The 13,910-nt window shown below is 44.5% G+C and carries 10 protein-coding genes; 5 read left to right on the forward strand and 5 right to left on the reverse strand.

Annotated elements, in window-relative coordinates:
- Positions 1 to 42 precede the first annotated feature (42 nt).
- On the reverse strand, positions 43 to 798 hold the full coding sequence (locus tag V7L31_RS06960; RefSeq protein WP_334695559.1) for a metallophosphoesterase family protein: 756 nt from the start codon (positions 796 to 798) through the stop codon (positions 43 to 45).
- Positions 799 to 1,066: 268 nt separating this feature from the next.
- Here V7L31_RS06960 and V7L31_RS06965 point away from each other — a divergent pair, with 268 nt between their 5' ends.
- Positions 1,067 to 1,348 (forward strand): DUF2470 domain-containing protein, encoded by a 282-nt coding sequence (locus V7L31_RS06965; protein ID WP_334695560.1) that lies wholly within the window; start codon positions 1,067 to 1,069, stop codon positions 1,346 to 1,348.
- Positions 1,349 to 1,536: 188 nt separating this feature from the next.
- On the opposite strand, the gene V7L31_RS06970 is transcribed toward V7L31_RS06965, so the two are convergent.
- Both V7L31_RS06970 and hslO read right to left on the reverse strand, forming a co-directional pair.
- The gene (locus tag V7L31_RS06970; protein WP_334695561.1) at positions 1,537 to 3,606 is read right to left on the reverse strand and encodes a chromosome segregation ATPase; all 2,070 of its coding nucleotides are present in this window, start codon (positions 3,604 to 3,606) and stop codon (positions 1,537 to 1,539) included.
- Between the two features lie 154 nt (positions 3,607 to 3,760).
- Positions 3,761 to 4,666: an Hsp33 family molecular chaperone HslO gene (gene hslO, locus V7L31_RS06975; protein WP_334695562.1), complete on the reverse strand. Its 906-nt coding sequence runs from the start codon at positions 4,664 to 4,666 to the stop codon at positions 3,761 to 3,763.
- Between the two features lie 255 nt (positions 4,667 to 4,921).
- Between hslO and V7L31_RS06980 the strand changes: the two genes are divergently transcribed.
- Complete coding sequence (locus tag V7L31_RS06980; RefSeq protein ID WP_334695563.1) at positions 4,922 to 5,308, forward strand: hypothetical protein; 387 nt, start codon at positions 4,922 to 4,924, stop codon at positions 5,306 to 5,308.
- 316 nt (positions 5,309 to 5,624) lie between these two features.
- On the opposite strand, the gene V7L31_RS06985 is transcribed toward V7L31_RS06980, so the two are convergent.
- The gene (locus tag V7L31_RS06985) at positions 5,625 to 6,050 is read right to left on the reverse strand and encodes a universal stress protein (RefSeq protein WP_334695564.1); all 426 of its coding nucleotides are present in this window, start codon (positions 6,048 to 6,050) and stop codon (positions 5,625 to 5,627) included.
- Between the two features lie 354 nt (positions 6,051 to 6,404).
- Positions 6,405 to 7,706 carry a histidinol dehydrogenase gene (gene hisD, locus V7L31_RS06990; RefSeq protein WP_334695565.1) on the reverse strand — a complete coding sequence of 434 codons (1,302 nt, stop codon included), beginning with the start codon at positions 7,704 to 7,706 and terminating at the stop codon, positions 6,405 to 6,407.
- 858 nt (positions 7,707 to 8,564) lie between these two features.
- Between hisD and rpsT the strand changes: the two genes are divergently transcribed.
- The 3 genes from rpsT to rpoB all read left to right on the forward strand — a co-directional run bounded on the left by rpsT (position 8,565) and on the right by rpoB (position 13,827).
- Positions 8,565 to 8,861, forward strand: a complete 297-nt coding sequence (gene rpsT / locus V7L31_RS06995) for a 30S ribosomal protein S20 (RefSeq protein WP_334695566.1) — start codon at positions 8,565 to 8,567, stop codon at positions 8,859 to 8,861.
- 85 nt (positions 8,862 to 8,946) lie between these two features.
- Positions 8,947 to 9,744, forward strand: a complete 798-nt coding sequence (locus tag V7L31_RS07000; RefSeq protein WP_334695567.1) for a TatD family hydrolase — start codon at positions 8,947 to 8,949, stop codon at positions 9,742 to 9,744.
- Positions 9,745 to 10,527: 783 nt separating this feature from the next.
- Positions 10,528 to 13,827 carry a DNA-directed RNA polymerase subunit beta gene (gene rpoB, locus V7L31_RS07005; protein WP_185580963.1) on the forward strand — a complete coding sequence of 1,100 codons (3,300 nt, stop codon included), beginning with the start codon at positions 10,528 to 10,530 and terminating at the stop codon, positions 13,825 to 13,827.
- The last annotated feature ends 83 nt before the right edge of the window (positions 13,828 to 13,910 follow it).

Raw genomic sequence — 13,910 nt, forward strand, 5'->3', positions numbered from 1 at the left:
CTCTGCCTCCTCTGCTCCCCCTGCTCTCTTATCTCCCCACTCTCAATTCTGATTGCGGCGATCAACTTTGATTTTAGCTGGATCAACGGTAATTAAAACCTCTTCTAAAGGTAGGGTACGAACATAGTTTTTAAAGATATTAACTTGATAAACCAACTGATTTGTGACATCCAATCCGGTCAACCAACCACTACGGGGATGATAAGCGCCAGTATCTATGTCTAGCCATCCCTGTCCTTGTGCTAGTTTTCCAGGGGAAACGCCAGGGAGGGTAAAGGTAATAGTGTGACCGATAATAATTTGCTTATCTGGGAAGTAGGGTTTTTCAATACTGTGAAATTCCTCTCGTATCCAGCACAGTTCATCGGCTGTTTGTTCTGTCACCGACTTGGAAGGGTCAACACCAGCATGAGTTAACCAAATATCCCCCAAGTCAATATATGTAGGCAAAGCTTTTAACCAATCCAGATGGTCGTCAGGAATTGGAGCTTCTTGGTAACTGGCTACAGTAGCTTGCCCTCCACCATACAGCCATGCTTGCATCGTCGAAGAAGAAGTCCTTTCATTGGTCAGAATGTTTAATAACATCTGCTCGTGATTTCCCAGTAAACATGGGTAGTTATTTCGTTTGACAAAATTAACTACTTGTGCGCTATGAGGCCCGCGATCGATTAAGTCTCCCAGAAAATAGACTTGATCCTCTGACGTGGGGGCGATCGCCTCCAACAATGTCATTAAGCCTTCATAGTGTCCATGCACATCCCCAATTACAATTCGTCTGGGGCTAGTTTCGCTCATTGTCTCTTAGCTACAATAGTTTGGCTAATACTTCTGCTACAGTTTACGCTGTCTGCTTTCCGTAATAGAAGGTAAAAATACTGGATAATGTTTATTTTATTTTAATTCTTGTACGGGTAATAAACTTAACTTATCAAATATATACAAGGGCAGTTGTTTTTCAGATATCACTTATAATAACGATGGCTTAAGACTAATTTTTTCTGCTAATTTGAACTACTTGGCCAAAATTTAGGCTCTTGCCATATTCATCACTTTCAATTTCACAATGTCTAAGGATTTCTCTACTGAAATTAGTTCGCGCATCTGCAAGCACATGAATGACGATCACGCTGATGCTGTAGTGATTTATGCTAAAGCTTTTGGCGGTGTTACAGATGCGAGTGCAGCCGAAATGCTGTCAATTGATGTACAGGGTATGGATTTAACAGCAAAAGTTAATGGAGAAGCTGTACCAGTTCGCATCCAGTTTGATCGTGTTTTAACAGATGCGGAAGATGCCCATCAAACTCTGATTGCGATGGTTAAAGCAGGCGCGATTGAAGACTAAGTAGAAATCGCTTCAGCTTAGATCCAATCTTGTTTTGCTTATTGATTTTCTCAAACTTGCGGTACTAGTCTGTCAAATTATTTTGACGGTTAGAGAGACGCGATAAATTGGCGTCTCTATAAAGAATTTATCCATCAATCATTTATTGACAAACTACTACAGTTCAATCAAATGAAAAATGTTGTATATTACTGCCCATTAGTAGTTGTTGATTGAGGAAATGGTAGAGATTCAGGCTGAGGCTGAGGTTTCGGCTGAGGATTGAGAAAATCCTGCCAAGCCTTAATTTGCTCTTGTGCTGCACTGTAAGCAGCACTACCGCGTGGAATCGATTTGGCAATGTCAATGCCTCTAGCAATATCAGACTGACCTTGAGAGCGTGCTATTTCTAACAATTGCTGACTCCATTGGTCAATAGCCTGATTCGCATCCATACGTAAGATGCTATTGTTGGAAACGCGATCTGCTAATCGTATTGCCTCAACCAAGGCTTCTGGAGTGCCAGCCGCCCCCACTTCCTGGGCTTTTTTCCAGTTTTCTCTAGTGCGGATTTGCCCTTCCCAATCATTGATTGCAGCTTGTGCGTCCCCAGAAAGCGCCCTTCCTGATGAAGCAATTTGTTGAGCTGCGTTGATGGCGGCGGTGAGATTTCCACTCTGAGCCAGTTCTTGTGCTTGATCTAAGTAGGGTTGGTCTTGAATTCGTTGAATCTTTCCGACCCAAGTACGAATTTTTTTCCGTGCTTCTGGATATAACGCACGACCTCTACGAATTTCGCTAGCCTGAGCGATCGCAGCTTGCAAGGAGTTAATATCGTCGAATATTGCGATCTGTTCGGCGCGGTCTAAGTAAGGTTGGTCTTCAATTGTTTCTATTTGGGCATTCCAGCGATCCATCTCTTGCCTGGCTTCTGAGGCCCTGGGATTACTAGCAGGAATCAGCTGTATTTGGGCGATCGCTGCTGTTAAATTAGGCACTGTTCCCTGGCTAGCCAATATTCTCGCTTTTTCTAGATTGGCAACATCTTCAATTTCCAGCTGCCAACGAGCGATTAGTTGCTGCGCCTCGTTATACACTGGTCTGGAAGGAGAAATCTGTTGTGCTTGAGCGATCGCTGCCTGTAAACCAGAAACGTTACCGATCCAAGCACTCCTTTTGGCGTCAGCTATGGCAATAAAGTCATCGGTTTCACCTTGTAGTTTCGTACTTTCCGGTATTTGCCTAGCAATATTCAGCGCTTCATCCGCATCTTTCTTATCTAGTTTTGCCTTTGCCAATTCCAGCATTTGGTGTCCAAATGCCGGAATTGCTTGTTGAGCTTTTTGGTAAAGGTAACTTTCTTGCCCAATGGACTCGGCTAACTTAATTGCTTCTAATAAATTATCGACTACTTTGCTATTTGCTAAACTTTCGGCTTTGCCTAACTTATCGCCATCTTCGCGCGCTGCGGCAATTAGACGATTCAATTGGTCGTATTTAGTACCCGCCCAATATTGATTGTCTACGCGTAGCATTTTAGCAGATAACATAAAGGCCGATTGCCAGCGTCGTTCCTTGACTTCGGCGATCGCACTGTTGTATGTTGTTTCTGCCTTTGACCAAATTAACTCCCATTTACCAACTTGTTCATCGACTAACTTATAAGCTGCTACATCTTCGGGTATTTTCTTAGCAGTAGCGATCGCCTCTTCTAAATTCCCTGTTTGGAAACTTTCATCAGCTAGCTTCAAAATATCCCGCGACCATTCTTCGATGAAACGATTAATTTCTCCATGCAACGGGTGATTTTGTGGTAGTTGCTTCACCAGAGCGATCGCTTGCAATAGGTCGTTGACTGTTTGCTTAGAAGCCGCCAACTGAGCGCAGTGTAACCGCACAGAAGCACTAGCTAGAGGCCAGAAAATTGAGGGGCAATTAGGAGCAGCTGGCAACTTGAATAGCATTGCCATTGCCAAGAATCCTACACTGCCGGGAATCAACATTAATAGTACTAGCCACAATGTCCAGCTTTTCATCCAGCGTGGCCATTTATCAGAATTATTACTGATTTGGGCTGTTTCTTTTGAATTACTATCTATAGGTAATCCTTTCTTATGGTTTTTTTTTCGCCGCTTCACTGACTTGGAGTTAGAACCAGTAGCAGGGGCATCAAATGGCTGAGTTTCACCGAATTGCTCTGTTCGGGATAATCTTTTGTTTTGATCTGGCTCTCTTCCACTGGCTGAAGACCAACTGTCTGGAATATCCCGCTCTGTCATCTCTCACACCAAAATAATTGAATAGCGCTCTGTTTTAGATCGATAATTCCATTGTTGACATAGTAACTTTCTCATGATTAAAAAGCTACTTTTTTGATTATCTCTCTCCACAGAGTACCATTATCAATCTAAAAAATCAGTGCTATTTTATACTTTATCCTGAAATAGTAGATTCAGCTTGCAAATCGGCAATTAGTTGAGCTAACTGATCGTTGCTTGCCTGGTAGACATTACCGCAAAAGTCGCAAGTTGCTTCAGCACCATTATCTTTAATAATCATATCTTGCAGTTCAGCTTCTCCCAAAATCTTCAATGCCCCCAAAACGCGATCGAAAGAACAACCACAGTGGAAGCGCAGCATTTGCCGTTCGGAAAAGATTTCCAGCCCCATATCTCCCAACAAGTCGCCAAAGATTTCTGGTAAAGTCTTCCCAGCTTGCAACAATGGCGTAAATCCTGCTAGACCGGCAACCCGTGATTCCAAAATTTCTACTAGAGCTTCGTCTCTGGCGGCTTTGGGTAATATTTGTATCAGTAATCCTCCAGCCGCAGTTACTCCTGCTGCTCCCACAAACACACCTAAAACTAAAGCCGAAGGTGTTTGTTCGGAATTCACCAGATAATGAGCTACATCATCACCAATTTCGCCAGAAACTAGTTCTACAGTACTAGAGTAAGGATAACCATAACCGATATCCCGCACAACGTAGAGGTAGCCACCACCCACTGCACCACCAACATCTAGCTTCCCTTTGGCATTAGGAGGCAATTCTACAGATGGATTGCCGACATATCCACGTACAGTACCATCTAAGCCGGCATCTACCAATATCCCACCCAAAGGCCCATCGCCCTTTACCCGGACATTGACCCTCGATCCGGTTCGCTTCATACTAGAAGCCATTAACAAGCCTGCCGCCATAGTCCGGCCCAATGCTGCCGTCGCCACATAAGAAAGCTTGTGGCGCTGCCGTACTTCTTCTGTTAAACGTGTGGTGATCACACCTACGGCACGAATTCCACCTTCGGCTGCTGTTGCACGAATTAACTGATCCGCCATGAATAACCTTACATTTCTTAACAAGTTGACTTTTTCTATTCTAAGTTCTCTGCTGCGAGAAAAGTAACTTAGTGGGGCCTGGGGCATTGGGCACTTCGTTAGTTATTTGCAAATGACCAATGACTAATGTTTTTTCCTCTAGACGATGCAATTATACAGTTTCTCCTTCGTTAGTTATTTGCAAATGACCAATGACTAATGACTAATGACTAAATTAGAAATAGCGATGTCTCATCTTTAGGTAATCTGATAAAAATGCTGGGTAATTTTCAACAAAGCCAACTGCGGATCGAAATCGAAGCATCAACAGATGCAATTCGTGACAGTCTGGTGCATCCTGTGCAACTAGAAAAATGGCTGTTAGGACAACGCTTTGCGCCAGGTATGCCAGAAGAACTGCTTCCCGGATTCCAGTTTACAACCTGGACTGGGCCAGTTACGATTCATCATCAAGTAAACGTTGTCAAATCCAATTGTCTCCGCCTGATACTCAGCGGAGGTATTGATGGGTTCCAAGAATGGTATTGGGGAGAAGGTTGGGTACAGTCCCGCTTGGAAGGAGTTTCAATTTTGCCTTTAAATTTGGGTCAAACCCTTAGTTTGTTAAGCTTGCGTCAGTTTTTGGCAACTCAAGGGCGTTAAATCTAATGAACGTAGAAGGGGATTTTCCTTATATCTAGAACTAGCCCTTTCAAGGTGACTGGAAAAATCTTTTTTCTCTCTGTACCACGGACACTTTGCTCAAGTCGGGAAACCCTCCTATGCAGGTGTCCTACTTTGTGTATCTGCGGTTTAAAAGTAATTTATCTAACCAAAGAAAAACAGAGAACAATTTTTAAGAATCAGCTGTCAAAACTTGTTCAACTGTCAATTCTAACTGTGGAAAAGTTTGAAATTTAATGCGTAGTTTACCGCCGCAGGCATCACTACCAAAAAACTCTGCTTCCCCTTGTAAATTTTACCTTGGTTTTACGACCAATACTGAACAATTAGCCTCTTCTACAACTTGACTGCTGACAGAACCCTGAACAATTCGCTTCATCCCCATCAACCCCCGACTGCCAATTATAATCAACTCAGTTTTATAAATATTGGCAAGACGAATAATTTCTTCAGCAGGATCACCAGTTACTAGTTCTAACTCACTTGTGATTGATAACTTTTCTTGATAGGATTGCAGTTGTTTTTCAATCTGAAAATAAGAAAATGTTGGCGACTCTGGCTGAGGACGATCGGCGGGTAGTTCCATTTCTGACTCTGGCGTAGGAAACACGTGACAAAGAATAACCTTGGCATCTTTTGACAAAGCCAAATTATCTAAAGTCTGAATTACTCGTTCTGAAATTTCTGAACCGTCCAGAGCTACCAAAATACTATTTAGCACCGCTCTCGCCTCCTAAAGAGTACACCTTTTACATAAGTATCTAGCAAAATCCGTCGGCGGCGACACCAAACCGATTTTTATTTGTTTATATATATTTGAGAATAGTTGAGGCTATACTATAGGTCAGTTTCACCCCACTTTTATAGTAGTGGCTTGTAGTGACTGGGCTAGAGAAGTTTTTCACGAGTTTCTGGGAAAGGAAAATTCTCTCCCAGAAACTACCGTCGGTAATGCCCGACTTGTGGACGCTTAAAGGGAAGTTGAAGGTAGGATAGCAAATGGTGTGCGTTAGTGTAGCTTACCGTAGGTATCGCTATCCAAACTTTTAGTAACAAAAAAATTAAGCATTCCAAATCATTCTTCTTGCTGAATTCGGCGTCGTACTGAATCAGCATGAGAAGGTAAACCTTCTGCTGTTGCTAGCACATCAATAGCACCAGCCACATTTTGCAGTGCGGTTTGGGAGTATTGAATAATACTGGAGTGCTTGAGGAAAGTTTCAACCCCCAATGCCGAAGCATAACGGGCAGCGCCAGAAGTTGGCAAGGTATGGTTAGGGCCTGCCAAATAGTCTCCTACGGCTTCTGGTGTTGAGTAACCTAAAAAGATTGCCCCAGCGTGGCGAATCTGTGGTAGGAGTGCCCAAGGGTCTTTGATTTCTAATTCTAGGTGTTCGGGAGCAAATTCATTTGAGAGTTCTGCTGCTGCTTCGAGCGATTCCACAACGACAATCAAGCCGTAGTGAGCGATCGCTTTTTCTGTGTCTATTCGCCGTGGATGATCTACTAGCTGTCTTTCCAAGGCTAATTGCACGTTTTTCGCCAAAGCAGCATCAGTCGTTAACAAAATTGCTGCCGCCATTGGATCGTGTTCGGCTTGGGCTAGCAAGTCAGCAGCTACATGCACCGGATTTGCGGTTTCATCGGCAATCACCAGCACTTCGCTGGGGCCTGCCAAAGAATCAATACCGACAGTGCCGTAGACAAGTTTTTTCGCTAGGGTGACATAAATGTTACCAGGGCCAGTAATTACATTCACTTTCGGAATCGTTTCTGTACCATAGGCTAAAGCGGCGATCGCTTGTGCGCCCCCAATGCGATAAATTTCTTGCACCCCTGCTTCTTGGGCAGCTACCAAGACTGCGGGATTAATTGCACCCCCTGGCCCTGGTGGTGTCACCATTACCACGTGGGGTACAGCAGCAACATGAGCCGGAATTGCATTCATTATCACTGTACTGGGATAGGCGGCACGGCCACCAGGCACATACAACCCGGCTCGATCTACGGGGGTGTAGCGTTTGCCCAGCACTACTTCATCGTCGCCAAAATGCACCCAGCTTTTCGGTACACGCTGACGATGAAACGCTTCAATTTGGCGGCAAGCTAGCCGAATTGCATCAAGCAATTCCTTTGACACCTGTTGATAGGCTGCATCTAATTCCGAGCCTGTAACTCGGAGTTCTTCTGCTTTCAAGGTTTGTTTGTCAAATTCGGCTGTGTAATGCAATACAGCTTTGTCGCCTTGGCGCTTCACTGCTTGCAAAACTTCCCGCACCGTTGCTTCTTTGTGAAGCACCTGTTCGTCATGGGTGCGATCGCAGATCCGTTGTAGTTCTGCTCTAACGTCTGCCTGCTGAGTAATGATTCGCAGCATGGAGTAAGGACAATGCCAAAATTATAATATTGCCACCTGAGACTTAGTATTGCTCTTGACCCACTGGGGTGTGCAAGCTGACTCTAATTCTCTTCTCTAGCTTAACCTGAATTTTTTTGATACTCTCAAGACTACCAGCATATAGTTTGCTTGAGAAGGAAACTTAATTGCTCAGTTCCACAAGCCTCGGTAGACTAGTAGCAAAAAGCAGTTATGCCATTCCCCCTACCCTTATGACCTTATTTTCACTACTTGCTGAGTGCAAGTGGTGTATTCACCTAATCTCGTCGATTACAGGGAGTACGGTCTGAGTATAATTTTTACTTACTTTTCCTAACTTTCAGTAGTTGTTAATTTGTGTATAGATACGATACATCGGTTCTATACTTGAAAATACCTGACATTTAGCTATTTACAGTTCTTTGCCTCTGACAATACATCCGCTTTACGGGTATAAGATTGTATTTTTTGGCAATCACATTGCTTAATCAGGTTGTGGTAAGTTAGGTAGCAGTCTTAGATGTATCTGAATATTTTAACGTATTTCTTAAATTGACGAAATACGGAATGCAGGAGTAAGGGACTTCCAACTAAAAAAATATCCCGTCGTTTGGGTGAGTAGGGGAAGCAGAGAAGGAAGAATCTAACGGTCATCTCCTCTCCCAAAATTTAATGAATAATTTAATTTCTGGAAGTCCCTAAGGGAGACAGAGGAAAGGGTGGAACAATAACTATTGATTATTCATCCATACTCAATCCCAGAATTTTTTTAGGAAATTATAACATTGGCAATTTGGATGCTATATTAGTAAGTCTAGTAGTGTGTGTACATAATTAATAGTATTTTTGGAATTGACTGTGGCGAATACAAAGTCTGCTCTCAAGCGTGCCGAAATCGCAGAACGTAACCGACTGCGTAACAAAGCTTACAAATCAGCAGTCAAGACGCTGATCAAGAAATACATTAATGCTGTAGCTGCCTATACAGCTAATCCTAGCCCAGAATTAAAACAAGAAGTACAGACCCGATTATCTGAGGCTTACGGCAAAATCGATAAAGCGATCAAACGGGGTGTCCTTCACCCTAACAATGGGGCAAGGAAAAAGTCAAGATTGGCTCACAGACTAAAACCCCTCACACAAACAGCTGAGTAGTCATTGGTCATTTGTCCTTCGTCATTTGTGACTAAGGACAAACAACATAGACGCGCCAGCGGCTTCCCGCAGGGTAGGACAAAAGATGCAACTGATAGACACGCACGTACATCTCAACTTTGATAGTTTCCAGCCGGATTTAGCAACAGTGCGATCGCGGTGGCAAAAAGCAGGTGTAGTGCGTTTAGTACATTCCTGTGTTCACCCAGAGGAGTTTGCCAGTATTCAATCCTTAGCCCAAGAGTTTCCCGAAATCAGCTTTGCTGTAGGGTTACATCCTTTAGATGCTGAAAAATGGAATAGCGACACAGCCGAAAAAATCAAAACTTTAGCGAGTTCTGACTCGAATGTGGTAGCAATTGGGGAAATGGGGCTGGATTTTTATAAAGCTGATAACTACGAGCATCAGCTGATGGTATTCGAGTCACAGTTAGCGATCGCATCGGAACTAAACTTACCAGTGATTATTCACTGTCGGGATGCTGCTGTGGCAACCAGAGAAGTGTTGCAAAAATGGCGAGAACTCAAAGGGGAAAGAGTACGGGGTGTCATGCATTGCTGGGGAGGAACGCCAGAAGAAACCCAATGGTTTCTCGATTTAGGCTTCTACATCAGCTTTAGCGGAACGGTAACGTTCAAAAACGCCAAAGCGATCCAATCTTCAGCAGCGATGGTAAGTAGTGATCGCCTACTGATTGAAACAGACTGTCCATTTCTGGCTCCAGTTCCAAAACGGGGCGAGAGGCGCAACGAGCCGGCTTACGTCCTTTATGTAGCCGAACAAGTAGCTAAACTACGTCAGGAAACAGTAGAGGCGATCGCTCATCAAACCACCCAAAATGCCTGTGAATTATTTGGGCTATCAGTATCAACTGTATCCTAGTATCTTTTGTTAAGTTGTGCTAAAAAAAATAAAACTATAGGGGGACAAAAATATGCTAATATTATTCCCTCAAAAACATTTTGCTTGCGCCATAATGATAAAGGAAGGAGCCTAAAACTTCTCATCTGAATTTTCCGTGCTGTTATGGCTTGGCCATCCTCCCAATCTCTACAAGCGGATGCTCTCCACACATGACTAACCGTGCCAACCCAAATTGAGCTAGACTTTTGCACAACATCGGCTTAGTGTGTATTGAATCTATTGAAAATCGTTAAACAAAATTGTCTTGTGAGTACAATCCAGCAAAATGAAGTGATTCTGATTCAAAATCGACGAAGTGCGGATCATTCCCTCAGTCTTAGGATATCTAGAATATCACTGAGAGTATAAACAGCGGAGTGGATTTAAGACACACTGTGTGGAGCTGCGTCAGTAATATTAACGCGCTTTTTGGAGGGAAAGTGAGGAAACTTAGATCAAATTCAGGAATATCCCAATTGTATATTCTGATTGAAATGGGTGTGCGGCATCGGATGCGGACTGTAAATACTTTCAGCAAATTATCCCTTGCTTGTGCGCTTCTCCAGTCCTCATTAAGAGCGATTATCCCCTTGTCAAGATTGCTCATTCTAGCTAGATTTAATCGCTCTGTTTGCCCACACATCTAACATAGCAAGTGTGTAAGAAAAAGTTCCCCAACAGCTAAGGACACTGGCTAGCAGTGGGAAGCGTCAAACAGCAGTGTCCAAGGGAAAATTTAACCAGGTTGACAAAGGTAGAGGCATGACTAAAGAAACATATATGGAACCCGCCTTTCTATTGCCCGACTTGATTGAAATCCAGCGGTCAAGTTTTCGCTGGTTTTTAGAAGAAGGGCTGATAGAAGAACTTAACTCCTTTAGTCCTATCACAGATTATACGGGTAAATTAGAACTGCACTTTTTGGGTCATAACTACAAACTCAAGGAGCCAAAGTACAGCGTCGAAGAAGCTAAACGGCGGGATAGCACTTATGCCGTCCAAATGTATGTTCCCACACGGTTGATTAATAAGGAAACCGGGGAAATCAAAGAGCAAGAGGTATTCATTGGTGACTTGCCTTTGATGACCGATCGCGGCACGTTTATTATTAACGGTGCCGAGCGGGTAATTGTCAATCAGATAGTGCGATCGCCAGGAGTCTACTACAAATCAGAAATAGACAAAAATGGGCGGCGTACTTATTCAGCTAGCTTAATTCCCAACCGGGGAGCATGGCTGAAATTTGAAACAGACCGTAATGATTTGGTGTGGGTACGCATCGACAAAACCCGCAAACTCTCAGCGCAGGTACTTCTAAAAGCTTTAGGGTTATCAGACAACGAAATATTTGACGCCTTACGCCATCCCGAATATTTCCAAAAAACCATCGAAAAAGAAGGGCAGTTTTCTGAAGAAGAAGCCTTGATGGAGTTATATCGCAAACTGCGTCCTGGTGAACCACCTACAGTATTAGGTGGACAACAACTCCTCGACTCTCGTTTCTTTGACCCGAAACGTTATGACCTTGGTCGCGTTGGACGTTACAAACTCAACAAGAAATTGCGCCTTTCTGTCCCAGACACCATGCGGGTGTTGACTGCTGGCGATATTTTGGCAGCTGTAGATTACCTGATTAACCTAGAATATGACATCGGTAACATCGATGACATTGACCACTTAGGCAACCGCCGGGTGAGAAGCGTCGGTGAATTGCTGCAAAACCAAGTGCGGGTCGGCTTAAACCGCCTAGAAAGAATAATTCGGGAACGGATGACTGTATCCGATGCGGAAGTGCTAACTCCTGCTTCCTTGGTAAACCCCAAACCATTGGTAGCAGCAATTAAAGAATTCTTTGGTTCCAGCCAGTTAAGTCAGTTCATGGATCAAACCAATCCCTTAGCAGAACTGACCCACAAACGCCGTCTGAGTGCCCTTGGCCCTGGAGGTTTAACCCGCGAACGCGCTGGTTTTGCCGTGCGAGATATTCATCCGAGTCACTATGGACGCATTTGCCCCATTGAGACACCAGAAGGCCCCAACGCCGGATTGATTGGCTCCTTAGCAACCCACGCGCGGGTGAACCTGTATGGGTTCCTCGAAACACCGTTTAGACCTGTAGAAAATGGGCGAGTCAGATTTGACCTGCCTCCAGCCTACATGACAGCCGATGAAGAAGACGACCTGCGGGTTGCTCCGGGAGATATTCCTGTAGATGAAACCGGGCACATTATTGGGCCATTAGTGCCAGTCCGCTATCGCCAAGAATTTTCCACCACAACACCCGAACAGGTGGATTACGTCGCCGTATCTCCCGTACAGATTGTGTCGGTAGCAACCAGCATGATTCCCTTCTTGGAACATGATGACGCTAACCGAGCGCTGATGGGATCGAATATGCAACGGCAAGCAGTACCGCTACTCAAACCAGAGCGTCCTCTGGTGGGTACTGGTTTGGAAGCCCAAGGAGCAAGAGACTCTGGGATGGTGGTTGTATCGCGTACCGATGGCGATGTTACTTATGTGGATGCTACAGAAATTCGCGTCCGTCCCAAAGCTAACACCTCCGAAATTAGATACACCCTTTCCAAGTATCAACGTTCCAACCAAGACACCTGTTTAAATCAGAAACCTCTGGTCCGTATTGGTGAGCGGGTGGTTGCTGGTCAGGTGCTAGCTGATGGCTCTTCCACTGAAGGCGGTGAATTGGCACTGGGACAAAATATTGTCGTTGCCTATATGCCTTGGGAAGGGTACAACTACGAAGACGCAATTTTAATCTCTGAAAGACTGGTGCAGGATGATGTCTACACCTCAATTCACATTGAAAAATATGAAATTGAAGCCAGACAAACAAAATTGGGGCCAGAAGAAATCACCAGAGAAATTCCCAACGTCGGGGAAGATGCCTTGCGTCAGTTGGATGAACAGGGAATCATCCGCATTGGGGCGTGGGTAGAAGCTGGTGATATCTTGGTAGGAAAAGTCACACCCAAGGGTGAATCTGACCAACCGCCAGAAGAAAAACTGTTACGGGCCATCTTTGGTGAGAAAGCACGGGATGTGCGAGACAATTCTCTGCGAGTACCAAACGGTGAAAAAGGCCGCGTAGTTGATGTGCGCTTGTTTACTCGTGAACAAGGCGATGAACTACCACCGGGAGCCAATATGGTAGTCCGGGTGTATGTTGCCCAAAAACGCAAAATCCAAGTTGGGGACAAAATGGCAGGACGCCACGGTAATAAAGGGATTATTTCTCGGATATTACCGGCGGAAGATATGCCTTATTTGCCCGATGGTTCACCAGTGGACATTGTACTTAACCCCTTGGGTGTACCCAGTCGGATGAACGTCGGACAGGTATTTGAGTGCCTCTTGGGTTGGGCTGGTCAGACCTTGGGAGTACGATTTAAGATTACTCCTTTTGACGAAATGTACGGTGAAGAGACATCCCGCCGAATCGTGCATGGCAAATTGCAAGAAGCACGGGACGAAACAGGGAAAGACTGGGTATATAACCCAGATAACCCAGGCAAAATCATGGTGTATGACGGTCGGACAGGTGAACCCTTTGACCGAGCAATTACCATCGGTGTGGCTTATATGCTGAAGCTGGTGCATTTGGTGGATGATAAGATCCACGCTCGTTCCACAGGCCCATACTCACTGGTGACTCAGCAACCCTTGGGTGGTAAGGCACAGCAAGGTGGTCAGCGGTTTGGAGAAATGGAAGTGTGGGCATTGGAAGCCTTTGGTGCAGCTTACACCTTACAGGAATTGCTCACAGTTAAATCTGACGATATGCAAGGACGGAATGAAGCGTTAAATGCGATCGTTAAAGGTAAGGCAATTCCTCGCCCTGGAACTCCAGAATCCTTTAAGGTCTTAATGCGCGAGTTGCAATCATTGGGGTTAGACATTGCCGTACACAAAGTAGAAACCCAAGCAGACGGCAGTTCCCTAGATGTGGAAGTCGATTTGATGGCAGACCAATCAGCCCGTCGCACACCTCCCCGACCAACTTACGAATCTCTTTCCCGCGAATCGCTGGATGATGACGAATAATTCGTAATTGATAATTCGTAATTCGTAATTGAAGAATTAATTACGAATTACGAATTAAAAATTGTTAATTACGAATTAGAAAT

Source organism: Nostoc sp. (genome assembly GCF_036916655.1).
GTDB lineage: Bacteria > Cyanobacteriota > Cyanobacteriia > Cyanobacteriales > Nostocaceae > Nostoc.